Genomic DNA, 17,570 nt, shown 5'->3' with positions numbered 1-17,570 from the left:
CAATATTCAAATAATGAAAAACTAAACGTAAGTATAATAAAATCAATAATTTAAATTATTAAATTTTACAATGGCAGAATTGCAGAAAGACTTCTTATTTGTACTCATTAAATCATTAACCACTTCTGAGAAACGGCAATTTAAGCTTTATGTTAATCGTTTAGGAATTAATGTAGATGCTAAATTTCTACTACTTTTCTCTGAGCTTGACAAAATGACTGAGTATAACGAGTCTGTCATCATAGAGAAGAAAATTTCTACCAAGCAGCAGCTTTCTAACCTGAAAGCGCATCTCTATAAGCAAATCTTAGTAAGCCTTCGTATGAACCCGAGCCATCAAAATTACAGGATTCAGCTTCGCGAGCAACTTGATTTTGCCAATATCCTGTATCAGAAAGGACTATACAAGCAGGCTTTAAAAATATTGGATAAAACGAAGCAATCTGCCCTGGAACTAGATGAAAAAAGCATCGCTTCAGAGATTATTGACCTTGAGAAGGTAATTGAGTCCCAATTTATTACACGAAGTATAGACGGAAGGGCCGAAGAACTAATAAGAGAGTCTAAAGAAATAAGCAAACAAAACCAATACACAACTGAACTTTCCAATCTTTCATTGAAGTTATACAGTGAAATGCTCACCCATGGGTATGTGAAAAACGATGCGGACAGGCAAGAGGTACTGGAAATCTTCAACTCTCAGATTAAAAATATAAAACCTTCCAGTTTAAATTTTACTGAAAAACTTTGGTATTATAAAGCGCATGTCTGGAAAAATCAGCTATTGCAGGATTACAAATACACGCTGAAATATGCTTATCAGTGGGTAGAGCTGTTTCATCAGAAACCCGAAATGATTTTTAGTCATCCGGTGTGGTATATCAAAGGCAATACTTATTTACTGAAGATCCTTTTCCTTTATGGTAATATCGATATTTTAGAAAAACAATTTGAAAATTTCACTAAAACGGTTTCTTCACCTGGATTTGCCCAAAATGAGAATTTACAGGCTCTTACATTCCTTACCTACTCCAATACTTTAATGAATATCCATTTCGTAAAAGGAGAGTTTTTCAGTGGAACGAAGCTTATTCCAGAAATAGAAATGAAGATGGAAAAGCTCCGGGATAAAATTGATGAGCACCATTTTATGATTCTGTATCTTAAGATGGCAGCTATGTTTTTTGGAAGCAAGAAGTATAATGAATCGATGCGCTACTCTATGAAGATCATCGAGTCAAAAGGCAACGTACAGGAAGATCTTTTATTTCATACGAGGATTCTGATCCTTATGTCCAAGCATGAATCCGGAAATGACGAAGATTACGATGAGTTTATTAAAGCTACTTTAAAGTTCGCTTTAAAGATGAAAAAGCCGGAAGAATTTCATTTTGAAAGCATCGATTTTTTTAAAAATCTCAATAACCTTGTTTTGGATGAAAGACAAAAAGCATTTGAAGCATTTGACCGGAAACTGGATCAATATGAAAACAATGAATATTACAGACGTTCACTCTTTTATATAGATATCCATGGCTGGATACAGTCAAAAGTTCAGCATGTGGATGTAATTGAAATTATAAAGAAAAAAGTGAAGTATAAAAGACTGAAATAATAAATAACACCAGATGGTAACCGACTTTTAAAGCCACCATCTGGTGTTTATTTTAAAGCTTTTTTATAAAATCCAGAGCATTTTTATGGCTTATTTTTTCCATTAGCTCAACGGAATAATTTTCGGAAATCTTTTTATTGATTGCTTCATAGGCGGTAGCATTCTCGAACTCCTGAAAGAATATGGGAAGCTTTGACGGATCCGGATAGTTTTTGCAGTAGTAAAAATCTGCACCAAAAGCAATTGAATTTTCTCCACCAAGATCAAGCCCATATTGAAGATGTTCATATAGCTTGTAAGGATCAGTTTCATCAACACAATTCCTGATAAAGTTAAGTCCGATAAGACCTTTTCTCCTAATCACTTCTTTTGCCAGTTCATCAGGAAGATTCCTCTTTTTATCATAGATAGTGCGGTAATTGGAATGGCTTGCCAGGATAGGAATATGATAGTTTCTCTGATCGATATAATTAAGAATATCATAGGCCAGCTGATCGCTTGTATGGGAAAGATCAATGGCAATTTTTCGGTCCGAAATATAATCCAGAACTACTTTTCCGTCTTCTTTTAATCCTGTCCCTGAATTATTTCCGCCCCCAAATCGGTTTTCTGTATGATGCGTAAGTCCTATATAAAGGACTTTCTGCGTGTTATTGATAATAGCTTCCAGGTTTTTAAAACCTGTTTCGAGGTCAGAATCCTCTTCACAAAATGAGGATGCATTTTCTATGGAAGCAAGTACTCCTGCCCGATCCTTATTTTCGTGTGCTTCATAATTTGAAGGATCAAACAGGAAGAAATCATCAGTATTCAATAAATCAGCGAATACCTCACTTTGCCTGATTCCTTCGGCCGTACTGTTCATAGCTGTAGCCGTGTAAATGGCCATTACCTGTAATTTTACATTTCCTTCTCTTAAATAGGGCAATGAACACCCCAACTCCCTGTCATCTGGTTTTGAATTTTTTCTTAGCAGATAATACAATAAATCACAGTGTAAATCAAAATTCATTTCATTCATTATATTTTATCTTTATTTATGTCGAGTTCTTTATTAATCCACTTAATATCACTATTTTCAAATACTTTTAAGAGTTCCGGAACAAAATCTCCGAATTTCTTATATTTTTTTCTGTTAGCATTGTATTCCTTTATCTTTCTTTCTAACTGAGGGAGAAAAATAAAATGATTTTTCAGATGATAGGCCTCTAGTTTTTTAGCACGTTCAAGATCATTCTGTATAATGGCTGTTTCAATTTCCCCCAACCTTACCAGATGTTCTACCACGCAAGTCTGATAATCGGCAACGCCACCTGTTTTTGTCATGATTTCTTTTAAGTTTGATTTTTCAAACAAATCCTTAAACATATTGAGCTTATCCTTATTCTGATAGACTTCCTTATTTATAAATGCATGACCAAACTCATGAATAGTTAAAAACCTCGCCTGAAACTGGTTGTTATATCCACATTCCCCTTCTTTTGCCACTCTCATAAAAGGGCTTGCAACTTCATAAATACTTTTCTTTCCTCCCGAATGTTGTATATCAGTACCAATGCCACGACCTTCATTATCTTCTATTGGCCACATCATCATTGGTGAAATGAAAACAGTATAGCTGCCAAATCTTTCTCCATAGTAATGTTCCATTGCTGAAACAAAATTCGCGGGAATCTGTTGGTAATATTCTTTAATTCCACCTTCATAGAATGTTTTATTCTCTGAAAAGAAATCCCCAATTTTTTCCTGTATATAAAATTGCTGCAATTCTGAGATGTAGTTTTTAATAAGGAATGTTATTTCATCATTTTGTACTTTGGTCAGCGTATTTTTTTCAAATAAATAGTCATCATTCCAGCCTTTTAATGGAAATTCTTTATGTGATAAAAGCGGTTTCATGATTGCGTCATTTCCAATGCCATATTTACTGAGTAGCGTATCATTAATCTTTGCAGTAAGATGAGCGATTTTAGAATTTTTCAGATGCCCATATTTTTCCAATGCTCTTTTTACAATAGGCTGGTAGGTTGAGCACTCTTTAATCTTGAATAATTCAAAATCTTTATTGATCTTCCTATGCTCAGCTGAAAGGATCTCAGCTAAAAAATAAGTATCTATATTTTTGCTGTAAGAAACCTGAAATTTTGGGGCTTTTTTTTGTGAAAAAGAGAATGTGAAAAATAAAACAGTAAATACCGTTAATAGGTTTTTCATTATTTTGAATTATTTATTTATTCAAATATACGTTAATATACCATTTTAAATAAAAAATGCGTATTTTTGCATCTTAAAATTTCATAGTAAACAATGATAAAAATTACACTTCCAGACAATAGTGTCAAAGAATTCGAGGGAGAAGTAACTCCTTTAGATGTGGCAAAATCTATAAGCGAAGGATTGGCTAGAAATACCATTTCCGCAGTCGTAAACGGCAAACAAGTAGAGATTACCACACCTATAACGACGGATTCTACGGTACAGCTATTGACATGGAATGATGATCTTGGAAAGAAAGCTTTCTGGCATTCTTCTGCCCACCTTCTGGCGCAGGCCATCCTTGAATTTTATCCTGATGCTAAGCTTACTATCGGCCCAGCCATAGAAAATGGATTTTATTATGACGTAGATTTTGGAGACGAAAGTTTATCTGAAAAGGATTTTGAAAAGATTGAAAAGAAAGTTTTAGAGAATGCTAAGAAAGGTTCTACATTCTCCCTCTATCCTGTTTCCAAAGAAGAGGCATTAAAAACTTATGCAGATAATCCTTATAAAGTAGAACTGATCTCCAATCTTAATGACGGAGAAATTACTTTTGTAACTCATGATAATTTCACGGATTTATGCCGTGGAGGTCATATTCCCAATACAGGAATTGTAAAGGCCGTAAAAATATTAAATGCAGCAGGAGCATACTGGAGAGGTGATGAAAAGAACCCCCAATTGACAAGGGTTTACGGTATTTCTTTCCCAAAACAGAAAGAGCTTACAGAATATCTGGAAAGATTGGAAGAAGCAAAAAGAAGGGATCACAGAAAACTTGGAAAAGAATTAGGGATTTTCGCATTCTCTGAAAAAGTGGGTGCCGGACTTCCGCTATGGCTTCCAAAAGGTACTGCATTAAGAAGAAAATTAGAAAACTTCCTTAGTGAGGCTCAGAAAAAAGGAGGCTATGAATTCGTGATGTCCCCGCATATTGGTTCAAAAGAGCTGTATGTGACTTCAGGACACTGGGATAAATATGGGGCAGACAGTTTCCAGCCTATTAAAACACCGAATGAAGGTGAAGAATTTTTGCTGAAGCCTATGAACTGTCCTCACCACTGTGAAATCTACAAAACTTCACAATGGAGCTACAGGGATCTTCCAAAAAGATATGCAGAGTTCGGTACTGTTTACAGATATGAGCAAAGTGGAGAGCTTCACGGCTTGACAAGAGTACGTGGATTTACTCAGGATGATGCCCACTTATTCTGTACTCCGGATCAGCTGTCGGAAGAATTTGAGAAAGTAATAGATTTAACACTTTATGTTTTTAAATCTTTAGGATTTGAGGATTTTGTTACACAGGTTTCTTTAAGAGATCCTGAAAACAAGGAAAAATATATCGGTTCTGATGAGAATTGGGAGAAAGCTGAAAATGCCATCATCAATGCAGCAGAGAAAAAAGGATTGAAAACCGTTATCGAATATGGTGAAGCTGCCTTCTATGGCCCTAAACTGGACTTCATGGTTAAGGATGCGTTAGGAAGAAAATGGCAGTTAGGAACCATCCAGGTGGACTATAACCTGCCGGAAAGGTTTGATCTTCACTACATCGGAAATGATAACGAAAAGCACAGACCGGTAATGATTCATAGAGCGCCGTTTGGTTCTATGGAAAGATTTATCGCTATTTTATTAGAAAATACAGCAGGAGATTTTCCTTTATGGTTGAGCCCTGATCAGTATATAATTCTACCGATTAGTGAAAAATATGTAGATTATGCAAAAAAAGTTTCACAATTTTTGGAAAATCACGATATTAGCGGTCTGATTGATGACAGAAATGAGAAGACCGGAAAGAAAATCCGTGATGCAGAATTAAAGAAAATCCCTTTCATGATTGTGATCGGTGAAAATGAAGAAAAAGACGGAACCGTTTCAGTAAGAAGACGTGGAGAAGGAGATCTTGGCGTAATGAAGATGGAAGATTTCGTCAATTATTTTAAAAAAGAAGCAGCTATATAAGAAAGCTGTCAATAGAAAGTTAACCAATAAAATTTAAGACAATAGCACAAAGATTTAACAACAGAGGCCCAATGCGTCGTCCGGTACAGGAGGATTTGCATCAAATTAATGGTAAAATCAGAGCCAGAGAAGTTCGTTTGGTAGGTGACAATGTGGAACCTGGAGTTTACCCATTAGATAAGGCTTTGCAGATAGCCAAGGATCAGGAATTAGACCTGGTTGTGATTTCAGACAAAGCAGAACCTTTTATTGCAAGAGTATTAGACTATAAGAAGTTTTTATACGAGCAAAAGAAAAAACAAAAGGAACTTAAGGCAAAACAAATAAAAGTGGTTGTAAAAGAGATCCGTTTCGGGCCTCAGACAGATGACCATGATTATGAATTCAAGAAAAAGCACGCTGAGAAATTCCTGGAAGAAGGTTCGAAACTTAAAACCTATGTATTTTTCAAAGGACGTTCAATTATCTTTAAAGATCAGGGAGAAATTTTACTTTTAAAACTTGCACAGGAACTTGAGCATGTAGGTAAAGTAGACCAGCTTCCTAAATTGGAAGGTAAAAGGATGATTATGATGATGAGTCCTAAAAAAGCAGCTAAATAATCAAATTAAATTCAGAATTTAATTTCCAATATAAACCTCAAAGAAATTTGAGGTTTTTTTTTATTCAATTCCGAATAAAATATCCTATGTTAAGAGTTGTGTTTATTAATAAATTTAATTTTGAATTAGAAATAAGATTAAAATATCATAGATATTAAAAAATTAAATTACTAATCATAAAATTAAAAACAATGAGTACAATTCAACTAAAAGACGGAACTGAAATTTATTACAAAGACTGGGGAAAAGGACAACCTGTATTTTTTCATCACGGATGGCCATTATCAAGTGACGACTGGGATGCTCAAATGCTTTTCTTTTTGGAAAAAGGATACAGAGTCATTGCTCACGACAGAAGGGGGCATGGAAGATCCACCCAGACTGCGGAGGGACATGATATGGACACGTATGCATCAGATGTTGATGAGATTGTAACGGCACTAGACCTGAAAGATGTGATCCACGTAGGACATTCCACAGGAGGCGGTGAAGTGATCAGATATGTAGCACAGCATGGAAAAGGAAGAGTTGCCAAAGCTGTTTTAATAAGCGCTGTTACCCCGATTATGGTTCAAAATCAAAATAACCCGAACGGTGTCCCGATTTCTGTTTTTGATGATATCCGTAACAATACGGCACACCACAGGCAGCAATTCTATATCGATATTACCTTCCCTTTTTATGGCTATAACAGAGAAGGAGCTAACATTTCCGAAGGTATCCAGAGAAACTGGTGGAGACAGGGAATGATGGGATCAATTAAAGCACATTATGACTGTATCAAAGCTTTTTCGGAAACTGATTTTACAGAAGATCTTAAAAGTACAGATGTTCCGGTATTGGTGCTTCATGGGGAAGATGATCAGATTGTACCTTATGAAACTACAGGTGTGGTAGCCGCAAAATTAGTTAAAAATGGAAAGTTGATCACTTATCCGGGATTCCCTCACGGTATGCCAACGACTGAAGCTGAAACTATTAACAGAGATCTTCTTGCTTTTTTCCAATCATAAAACCTTAATTGAAATAAAAACTAAAAGGACTGATTCACCAATCGGTCTTTTTTTTGTTATAAATTTATCTTCCTGAAAATGCGATTAATAAAGAGAAAATTAAAATATATTAAGTCTTATGATTGTGAGTTAATTTGATTTTTTATTATTTTTGCGGCTCAAAAAAATAATATATGAAGATAAAATTATTGACTTTTGTAAGTCTTTCAATGCTTTTAGCATCTTGTGGTCAGGACGATACTCTTGACAATGTAATTGTAGAAAATGGAAAGGTACAAACAACTGCGAATGCAAATAAATCTATTCCTGGTGGTGGTCTTACCACATTAACATTTATTTCGGAAACAACCAATCATCCTCAGGTGTTAAATGCCGGCGAATCAATTAGTTTAGAAAATCAGGGTGTTACTTACCGTCTGGTAATGCAAGGAGATAGTAATCTTGTCCTATATGCTGAAACACCTAGCAGCTACAGAGTACTATGGGCATCTAATACGGTAAGAAGCGGAGGTACCCCAAAACTTATTGCACAAAATGATGGGAATCTTGTTATTTACAATAACGATACTCCTCTTTGGAATTCAGACAGCGCAGTTGCAGGGAACGTTTCCAACCCACATATTAAGCTTCAGCTTTATTCAAGAACCGGATATTTAATCGGTAGTGGTTTTAGAGTTAAAGTTATTCTGGGTGGAAATAATCAGGAAAGAAGAGAAATAACTCATAAGGATATCTAGTGAGTAATTTAATGATTTGTAACCACTTTTTATAGAAGTGGTTTTTTGAAAATACTATAAAATCACAATTTTGAAAATTCGAATTGATATTTTTTGTATCTTTGCACACTATTATTCCTAAGTGTCTTTGGGAAGAAAGTAAATCAGATATTGATAACAAAATAATAAAAAAGCAAGACAATGCCAAAATTAAAAACGAAATCAGGTGCTAAGAAACGTTTTGCTCTTACCGGAACTGGTAAGATCAAAAGAAAAAATGCTTACAAAAGCCACATCTTAACTAAAAAAGAAACTAAGCAGAAGAGAAATCTTACTACTACTTCTTACGTAGCTAAAGTGGATGAGAAAAGCGTTCAACGTCAATTAGCAATTAAGTAGTTTTTATAAATCTATATTCGGTTTATAGGAATTAAAACAATTCAGAATTTTTAACCCTGAAACGGAGCAGATAAGTGTAATGAAAAAGTTTACCGCCCTTTTCAAAAAAACAATTTAAATTATGCCAAGATCAGTAAATGCAGTAGCTTCAAGAGCTCGCAGAAAAAAAATCATGAAACAAGCTAAAGGTTTTTTCGGTAGAAGAAAGAACGTTTGGACTGTAGCTAAAAACGCGGTAGAAAAAGCAATGCAATATGCTTACCGTGGAAGAAAAGAGAAAAAGAGAAATTTCAGATCACTTTGGATCACGCGTATCAACGCTGGAACAAGAGAGCACGGAATGTCTTACTCTCAATTTATGGGAGCTCTTAAAAAGAACAACATTGAGCTTAACAGAAAAGTTTTAGCAGATTTAGCAATGAATCACCCTGAAGCTTTCAAAGCAGTTGTAGATCAAGTAAAATAATGTAAAATTTTTTGTTATCAATATTAAATCCTGAGTTTTTTGCTCAGGATTTTTTTATTATATACATTTGTTTCATTAAAAATATAATAATTCTGTAATTCTTTTATCAAGTGAAAAAAATAACTACTCTACTTCTTTTTTCCATTGCTATTTATAGCGCAAAGGCACAAAGCTTTATTCAGGCTTACCAAAGCAGAGCAACTCAGGTTTCACAAACCAATATTACAGCTAATTTACACGAGTTTGAAAACCTGGGTGTAAAAACAACAGGTTCTGTAAATAATACCAATACTTTAAACTGGATCAAAAATAAATATACGTCTTACGGATATAGTGCAAGTCAGATGGTTGAGGATCCTTTTACCTTTGGAAGTACCAGTTCTAAGAATTTAATTATTACCAAAACAGGAACTGTTTATCCTGATACCTATGTAATTATCTGCGGACATTATGATACCATAACCGGTTCCGGAGTTAGCGACAATGGAAGCGGAACGTCTATTATATTGGAAGCTGCAAGAATCTTAAAAGATATTCCAACAGAATATTCTATTAAATTCATTCATTTTTCAGGAGAAGAACAGGGACTGGAAGGAAGCTATCATTATGCAGACAATGTGGTTTTTCAGAATAATATCCGTCAGATGAATATAAGACTGGTATTTAATATAGATCAGGTAGGTGGAAAACTTGGCAATAACAATAATACGATAAAGTGTGAGAAAGGCGTTAACGGAAGCTCTGCCAATAATGCAACTTCAAGTGCGTTTACCCAACAGCTGGCCACTTGTACAAGTCTTTACTCCCCTCTTCAGACTGTAATTACTAATGCATATTCCTCAGATTATATTCCTTTTGAACAAAACGGAGATATCATTACAGGTTTTTATGAGAATATCAAAAGTAATAATGAACATACGGTAAATGATACCTTTGCCAATATAGATCCTGTGTATGTCTACAACGTAGGTATGGCAGCGGTTGGTGCTCTTCAACATTTTGCTGTAGCAACAACTCTGAATTTGGGAACAAGCGAAACAGAAGGACAGAAATCATTAGAATCTGTAAAGATCTACCCTAACCCGGCAAAAGACGTATTGACAATTGACCTGCCAAATACGATTAATGATTTTAATTTTGAATTAACAGATCTGCTAGGTCACACTTTAATTAAACAGAATAATAAGAAAGCGATCCAGGTTTCTTCTCTGACAAACGGTGCCTATTTAGCTATAATAAAAACTGCTGATCATACCGCTGTACGGAAAGTAATAATCAGCAAATAACTCACCGCTAAAAAAATAATTTAAAAATGCTTTTATTACACGTTATAAAAGCATTTTTTATTTATACTACAAAATTAATATTCTTTCATTGTGATTTTATTATTACTTTTGCAAAAATCACCAACTAATGAAAAATGTAATTACTTTTCTAATTTTTTGCCTGCTAAGTCAGCAACTATCATCTCAAACATTTATTCAGGCCTATCAGAACAGGGCCAATCAGGTTACTCAAACCAATATTACAACGAATTTACAGCAATTTGAAAACCTTGGTGTCAAAACTACAGGTTCCACGAACAATGCGAATACTCTCACGTGGATAAAAAATAAGTACCTCTCTTATGGCTATACAGCCAGTCAAATCGTTGAAGATCCTTTTACATTTGGAAGTACGAGTTCAAAGAATCTGATCATTACGAAAACAGGGACAACATATCCCAATACGTATGTAATTATTTGCGCCCATTATGATACGGTAACAGGATCCGGCGTAAGTGATAACGGAAGCGGAACTTCAATTTTATTAGAGGCCGCAAGAATTTTAAAAGATGTCCCTACCCAGTATTCAATAAAATTCATTCATTTTTCAGGAGAGGAACAGGGACTTTACGGGAGCTACCACTATGCGGACAATGTAGTTTTTCAAAACGGAGTTCGCAAACTTAATATAAGACTGGTCTTCAATATTGATCAGGTGGGAGGTAAATTAGGAAATAACAACAATAAGATAAAATGTGAAAAGGGAGTTAACGGAAGTTCTGCCAATAATGCAACATCGAGCTCCTTTACCCAACAGCTGGCTACCTGTACAAGTCTGTACTCTCCTCTTCAGACAGTAATGGCTACCGCATATGCTTCAGACTATATTCCTTTTGAAGAAAACGGAGATATTATCACAGGTTTTTATGAGAATATCAGGAGCAATAATGAGCATACGGTAAATGATACCTTTGCCAATATAGATCCTGTATATGTATTCAATGTAGGTAAAGCTGCTGTTGGTGCGCTCCAACATTTTGCCGTTGCATCTACAACCGCAGCAATGGTTCTAAACACAGAAGAAACAAAAGCTCAGGCATCAATAGAATCAGTAAAGATATATCCTAACCCGGCAAAAGATATTATAACTATTGATTTACCTGATACCATTAAAGAATTCAACTTTGAGCTGACAGATCTTTTAGGACATATTCTGATCAAAAAAGAAAATCAAGGAAAAATCGATGTTTCCGGTTTGCAGGAAGGAGCTTATCTAGTCATTATAAAAGCCAAAGGTCAGACTACAACAAGAAAAATTGTTATAGAAAAATAAATCATCAAATATCTCCCAATTACAAAAATGCTTTTATTATCAACAATAAGAGCATTTTTTATTTATTACATAATATTTTTATTCTTTCATTGTGATTTTATGATTACTTTTACAAAAATCACCTAACAATGAAAAATATAATTACTCTTCTTTTTTGCGCTTTATTAGGCCAGCAATTACAATCTCAAACCTTCATTCAAGTTTATCAGGACAGGGCTAACCAGGTTACACAAACCAATATTACAACCAATCTGCAGCAGTTCCAAAATCTTGGTGTAAAAACAACAGGTTCTACCAATAATGCCAATGCGCTTACGTGGATCAAAAACAAATATTTATCTTACGGCTACACAGCAAGCCAGATTGTTGAGGATCCATTTACCTTTGGAAGCACAAGTTCTAAAAACCTGATCATCACCAAAACAGGAACAGTATATCCTAATAAATATGTTATTATTTGTGGGCACTTTGATAGCATCGTAGGTCCGGGAACCAATGATAACGGTAGTGGTACTTCAATTATACTGGAAGCTGCCAGGATCCTTAGAAATGTTCCGACAGAATATTCTATCAAGTTTATTCATTTTTCCGGGGAAGAACAGGGATTAAGAGGAAGTTCTCATTATGTAAACAATGTAGCTTATCAAAACGGTGTTCGAAAGCTGGATATAAAACTGGTATTCAATCTTGACCAGGTAGGTGGAAAAATGGGGAATGTAAATAACAGAATATACTGTGATGAGGATCAGGGAGGAGTAAGCAGCAATAATGTGGCATCAAGTGCGGTTACACAACAGCTGGTAACCTGTACTACTCTATATTCTTCACTACTTACAGGGATTGATCCGGCAGAAGATACGGACTATATCCCTTTTGAACAGAAAGGAGAAGTAATTACAGGATACTTTGAGTATAAAAGAAGCAGTTATCCGCATACTGTGAATGATACCTTTGCGAATACAGACCCTGTATATATTTTCAATGTAGGAAAAGCAACGGTGGGGGCACTTCAGCATTTTGCAGTAGCATCCACTACGGCATCTTTAGTTTTGAATACCAAAGAAACCGCCGCAGATAAGCTTGAATCCATTAAAATTTATCCCAATCCGGCAAAAGATATTCTGAGTCTGGAATTACCATCTTCCGTTAGCAACTTCAGTTTTGAAATCACCGATCTGTTAGGTAGGTCTTTACTTAAGCAAGAAAACCAGACAAGAATTAATGTTTCTAATTTGCCAAAAGGGGTTTATTTAGGAAATCTTAAAGCCGATGAGCATACAGTAGTTAGAAAAATTATGATTGAATAATCACTTATACTATATATCTTAATACAAAAGCTTTCTATTTTTAGAAAGCTTTTGGTTTTTATAATTCTTTATTTTTTTGTGATCTTTATTACGTAACCTCCTCCTGACGCCATTGATACGGTTAATTTTCTATTGGCTGGAATGTCAATGACTTCCTTTTTGTAATCTTTAGCAACACGATTCGCGTTGATTCCATCTTTAAATACTTCACCTTTGAAATTGCCTTTTCCTAGGAATGATAAATCTAATTCTACAGTACGTGCATTCCAGTTGGTTAAAGCACCCATATACCAATCATCTCCTTTTTTACGGGCTATTGCTACATATTTTGCGACCTCACCATCTAAAGCTATGGTTTGATCCCAAATGGTAGGAACCTTAGCAATAAATTCTGTACATTCCGTTTCTGCCATATAATTTGACGGGCTATCACAAAGCATATTTAACGGAGACTCAAAGACTATATATTCTGCCAGCTGACGGCATCGTGTTCCCTGGCTCATAGCTTCACTATCAACACTTTTGAAATTATCTTTGGTTGCATTACGCATTGCTCCCTGAGTATAATCCATTGGACCTGCTATCTGTCGGATAAATGGAATGGTTACATCATAGGTCACCTGGTCAAGATGATCTGCCCATTTCATTTGCTCCAATCCGTTTACCCCTTCAAAATTAATAACATTAGGATAGGTTCGTTGTAGCCCTGTAGGTTTATATGTCCCATGATAATCTATCAACAACTTATATTTTGCAGCCATTGCTGCCCCTCTCCGGTGAAAGTCAACAATGATCTGGTCATCCCGATCCATAAAGTCTACTTTAAAACCTTTGATTCCCATTTCACTATAATGTCTGCAAACAGCTTCCATATCACGATCAAAAGCATAATACCCTGCCCAAAGAATAAGCCCTACTTTTTTGGAATTTGCGTAAGCAATCAATTCCGGCAGATTGATTTCAGGGACTACCTGAAAGAGGTCTGCTTTCTTATTCACTGCCCAGCCTTCATCAAGAATCACATATTCTATTCCATATTGAGCAGCAAAATCGATATAATATCGGTAGGTTTCATTATTAACCCCGGTCTTAAAATTTACATTGTACAAATTCCAATCATTCCACCAATCCCAGGCTACTTTTCCTGGTTTCACCCATGAATAATCTCCCTGAGAAGGAGTTGCCAATTTATAGACGATATCACTATCTGTCAAATCTGAGTCTTTCTCGGAAATAATAATGATTCGCCAAGGAAAGTCTGTCCCTTTATCGAATTGGGCAACAAAGTTTTCACGAGATTTTATGAGCATCTGCAAATTATTATGTCCCCCTTGCTGAACTTCTTTCGGGTAAGGTGCAAATACGCCTTTTAAACTATTGGATTTATCTCCCGGATATAAGAACATTCCCGGGTAATTGATCAGGTCAGATTCGGCAATACAAAGCTTTTTACCCTTTACCCCTTCTACAAGTAAAGGATTGATAGCTAGTCTTTTCTTATTCCATTCGGATAAAGGATAATGAAAATAAGGTTGTTCAAACGAGTTGAAAAATTGTTTTTCCAAAGGAGCTGTTTCCGGTTTATTGGTATAGTTGATAAAAGCTTTTTGATCTGCAGGGAAATTAAATTCAGCTTGTTCAGCCATTATTTTAAATGGCTTTTTAGCTAAAGACACAAATCTGTAAGCAATCCCTTCATCATAAGCTCTAAAAATAATATGATAATCTTTAAACTCTAATATCAGTTCATTATAATAGTCTTTAATTTGCTGGCGTTTATATATCCGCACATTGAAAGTCTGGTTAACTTTTTTTTCTGACGATCTTAAAAGTTTTCCATTTTTCCCATAGAAAGATCCATCATCAAGTGTCATGGAGATAGCAGATTTGTCGAGCATTACATCTCCATTGTGTAGCACGGAATACTCTACTGTTTTACCTACGTTGATGAAGGTTTTCAGTTTATTATCAGGAGAAGTGAGTATTAATTGTTTTTGAGCTGAAACCCCTGTAGGCAAAAGTATCAGACAGAATAAGATGAAAATAATAAAATCATTTTTTTTCATAAATATTACTGGGTATTTGTACAAATTCTGTTTATGGCATATTCTTTAAGGTTGTTTTGAAAATAAAATGTAAATTATGAAAAATGTTTTGAAAATATCATCTGCTTTATAAGTTTTTTATGCCTAATACTGCTATGGCGCTCAGAATGCAAAAACTGATTCTCCTATTAATGGAGGAATTACCTATCTCATAAATCCTAACTCTATAATTGATTTCTCTTCGGGAGCTGAAATATCAAGAGAATCCTCAGCATTCTTTATTGCTCTGGGCATTTCGTTCAGAACCAGATTGAAGAAATAATGTATATTACATAGGACAAAGAGGATTATATTCTTTAAAACACAAAACCCTATCTAAAAGCAGATAGGATTTCATTATTCATATAGCTAAAATTAGTCTAGTAATTAAAATTCAGAGACAAGGTATAATACCTTCCGTTTCCTCTTACATACTCTGCATCTCGTGCAGTGTACATTGAAGTTGGAGTATAATAGGTTTTATTCAAGACATTTTCTATTCCTAATCCTACCGTAATTACATTATTAAATTGGTAACTCCCTTGAAAATTAAAAAGGTTAAATTCCTTTACAGGACCTTCTCCTTCCTGATATTTTCCGGATACCGGTTCAAATTGTTCTCTTTTAAAGGAGTACATATGATAAACTCCTAATTGAAGCTTCTGGGATTTATTATTCCATTTGATATAAGAATTAAGTCTGGCTGGAGCGATCCTCAATCCGCTCAAATATTTATCATAGCTATTATCATTTTTCACGTCTACTTTTCCTTCCTGGTAAGTATAATTAGCTCCTATAATTAATCCTCTGGTCGGATATACGTTCATTGCCAGCTCTACTCCACTAATGTACTGTGGCGCTCTCAAAGGCGTCCAAAATCCGTTTACAGAGACCAGGTCTGCCCCCAATTTTGAATAATTATAAAAATAACTCGCTGAGAAATCAACAGCCCGGCCAATTTTACTGTTAAATCCAATCTCGTAATTATCAATAACAACAGGATCCGTATTGATTTCATTTAAAACATTAGTTTTAGCATCTCTCAGCACTCGTCCTAAATCATAAATATTAAATCCTCTTGAGTAAGAGGTAAAAGGCTGGAAAAAGTCAATTGCAACATAACTTACTCCTACATTATATGATATATTGGAATAATTTAACTGGCCTCCCTGCACATTAAATTCAGAGGCATTTCCAGAAGGCAATGTAGTATAATCCGGAACTTTTACAGACATCTTATCCCATCGTAATCCTGCTTTAACAGTTAAATCTTTGGTGATAAACAATTTACCTTGTACAAAAGGAGCAGCCGCCAGCATACTCATTTCAGGAACCCATATTCTTCCGTCTACCAAAGGCTGGCTTGTTTTCTCATTGAGTAAATCAAGACCATAGGTTAAAGAACCTATCAGCTCATTTCCTTTTTTAAATTCAGTATTAAAATCTGCCCTGAAACCATATTTCTTTTCCAAAATAGCCGATTGTCCCCCTGTTTTCCATCTTGGTGGGTTACGATAATCATAGATTGTATAAAAGTCCTGAAAATAAAGCGTTGTATTGAGGGAAGTCTGATGGAAAATATTTTTATTGATATATTTTAAATATCCGTTATGATTATATCTTGTTCCCTCTTTCACCCCTTCTCTGTTTCCTAATTTTCCTGTAGAAGGTCTTTCTCCATACTTTCCGATATCAAGAATATATTTAGAATCCTGTAAACTGGAATAATAATTATACATTAACTCCACTCTATTATCATCATCTATATTATATCCTATTTTTCCGAATACGTTTCCTACACTGGTTTCTCCTAATCCATATCTTGGATTTTGAACCAAATCATCACCGTCTATTTTCACTCCATTCTGAGTAATTGTACCGTTAATTAGGTAATCCCACTTTCCTAAGTTTCCAAAAAAACTCTGGGAAACCCTGTAGCCAGCGCCACCGTCCGATTTGAACATATTACTGTTGAATAAATCATGACTGGTAAAGCCCAAAACTGTTTTTCCTGAAAATGGTTTGCTCTTAGTATTTTTCTGAGTGATATAATTGATAATACCGCCCTCTGCACCATTTCCATAAATGGATGTTGCTCCTTTAACAACTTCAATACGTTCAAGTACTGACGGATCAATACTTCTGATCTCTCTGTCATTATTTCGTAACGGACTTGATTGAGGAATACCATCGATCATGATCAGTACATTTCTACCCCTCAGGGTTTGGCCTCTATTTCCTACGAGATTATTACCAAAAGTAAGTCCCGGAACTTTATAAGCTAATATATTACTGAGATCAGGAGATATCAGAGACTGCTCTTCAATTTCTTTTTTATGGATAATATGTACTGTAGAAGCCGTCTTTTTTACAATTTCGGGAGACCTTGATGCTGTGATAATAACTTCTTCAAGTCTCCTTTGATCAAGTGAATCTTTTTTTTGTGCATGTATTAAGGAAGCTGCGATCAAGCTTCCCAAACAAAAAATATTTTTTTTCATCTACGTGTTCTTATTTAGAATAATTAAAAGGCAAAAGTAATG

General features: G+C 35.0%; 14 protein-coding genes. 10 read left to right on the top strand and 4 right to left on the bottom strand.

What is annotated here, in order from left to right; translation table 11 throughout:
* Nucleotides 1-70 precede the first annotated feature (70 nt).
* Nucleotides 71-1,615: a hypothetical protein gene (locus AC0INN_RS05600; RefSeq protein ID WP_306612181.1), complete on the top strand. Its 1,545-nt coding sequence runs from the start codon at nucleotides 71-73 to the stop codon at nucleotides 1,613-1,615.
* Nucleotides 1,616-1,667: 52 nt separating this feature from the next.
* On the opposite strand, the gene AC0INN_RS05595 is transcribed toward AC0INN_RS05600, so the two are convergent.
* The gene (locus tag AC0INN_RS05595) at nucleotides 1,668-2,627 is read right to left on the bottom strand and encodes a dipeptidase (protein WP_306612179.1); all 960 of its coding nucleotides are present in this window, start codon (nucleotides 2,625-2,627) and stop codon (nucleotides 1,668-1,670) included.
* 8 nt (nucleotides 2,628-2,635) lie between these two features.
* Nucleotides 2,636-3,829 (bottom strand): DUF4932 domain-containing protein, encoded by a 1,194-nt coding sequence (locus AC0INN_RS05590; protein ID WP_273647922.1) that lies wholly within the window; start codon nucleotides 3,827-3,829, stop codon nucleotides 2,636-2,638.
* A 93-nt stretch (nucleotides 3,830-3,922) separates the two neighbouring features.
* Here AC0INN_RS05590 and thrS point away from each other — a divergent pair, with 93 nt between their 5' ends.
* The 9 genes from thrS to AC0INN_RS05545 all read left to right on the top strand — a co-directional run bounded on the left by thrS (nucleotide 3,923) and on the right by AC0INN_RS05545 (nucleotide 12,943).
* Nucleotides 3,923-5,842: a threonine--tRNA ligase gene (gene thrS, locus AC0INN_RS05585; RefSeq protein ID WP_172282986.1), complete on the top strand. Its 1,920-nt coding sequence runs from the start codon at nucleotides 3,923-3,925 to the stop codon at nucleotides 5,840-5,842.
* Nucleotides 5,843-5,913: 71 nt separating this feature from the next.
* Nucleotides 5,914-6,444 carry a translation initiation factor IF-3 gene (gene infC, locus AC0INN_RS05580; protein ID WP_172282988.1) on the top strand — a complete coding sequence of 177 codons (531 nt, stop codon included), beginning with the start codon at nucleotides 5,914-5,916 and terminating at the stop codon, nucleotides 6,442-6,444.
* A gap of 191 nt (nucleotides 6,445-6,635) precedes the next feature.
* On the top strand, nucleotides 6,636-7,457 hold the full coding sequence (locus AC0INN_RS05575; protein WP_306612175.1) for an alpha/beta fold hydrolase: 822 nt from the start codon (nucleotides 6,636-6,638) through the stop codon (nucleotides 7,455-7,457).
* A gap of 173 nt (nucleotides 7,458-7,630) precedes the next feature.
* Nucleotides 7,631-8,194, top strand: coding sequence for a hypothetical protein (locus tag AC0INN_RS05570; protein WP_172282991.1), 564 nt, complete (start codon nucleotides 7,631-7,633; stop codon nucleotides 8,192-8,194).
* 180 nt (nucleotides 8,195-8,374) lie between these two features.
* Nucleotides 8,375-8,572, top strand: coding sequence for a 50S ribosomal protein L35 (gene rpmI, locus AC0INN_RS05565; RefSeq protein ID WP_034676300.1), 198 nt, complete (start codon nucleotides 8,375-8,377; stop codon nucleotides 8,570-8,572).
* Nucleotides 8,573-8,693: 121 nt separating this feature from the next.
* Nucleotides 8,694-9,038, top strand: a complete 345-nt coding sequence (rplT, locus tag AC0INN_RS05560; protein WP_172282993.1) for a 50S ribosomal protein L20 — start codon at nucleotides 8,694-8,696, stop codon at nucleotides 9,036-9,038.
* 110 nt (nucleotides 9,039-9,148) lie between these two features.
* A complete protein-coding gene (locus AC0INN_RS05555) occupies nucleotides 9,149-10,324 on the top strand; it encodes a M28 family peptidase (protein ID WP_306612164.1) in 1,176 nt (391 codons plus the stop codon).
* A gap of 127 nt (nucleotides 10,325-10,451) precedes the next feature.
* Entirely contained in the window at nucleotides 10,452-11,636 is a 1,185-nt protein-coding gene (locus AC0INN_RS05550; RefSeq protein WP_306612162.1) for a M28 family peptidase, read from the top strand.
* Nucleotides 11,637-11,764: 128 nt separating this feature from the next.
* On the top strand, nucleotides 11,765-12,943 hold the full coding sequence (locus tag AC0INN_RS05545) for a M28 family peptidase (RefSeq protein WP_306612160.1): 1,179 nt from the start codon (nucleotides 11,765-11,767) through the stop codon (nucleotides 12,941-12,943).
* 68 nt (nucleotides 12,944-13,011) lie between these two features.
* On the opposite strand, the gene AC0INN_RS05540 is transcribed toward AC0INN_RS05545, so the two are convergent.
* Both AC0INN_RS05540 and AC0INN_RS05535 read right to left on the bottom strand, forming a co-directional pair.
* Complete coding sequence (locus AC0INN_RS05540; protein ID WP_306612158.1) at nucleotides 13,012-15,009, bottom strand: glycoside hydrolase family 97 protein; 1,998 nt, start codon at nucleotides 15,007-15,009, stop codon at nucleotides 13,012-13,014.
* Between the two features lie 398 nt (nucleotides 15,010-15,407).
* Entirely contained in the window at nucleotides 15,408-17,528 is a 2,121-nt protein-coding gene (locus AC0INN_RS05535; protein ID WP_306612156.1) for a TonB-dependent receptor, read from the bottom strand.
* Between the last annotated feature and the right edge of the window lie 42 nt (nucleotides 17,529-17,570).

It is taken from the genome of Chryseobacterium subflavum, from assembly GCF_055762745.1.
This window is presented reverse-complemented; position numbering and strand designations above follow the sequence as displayed.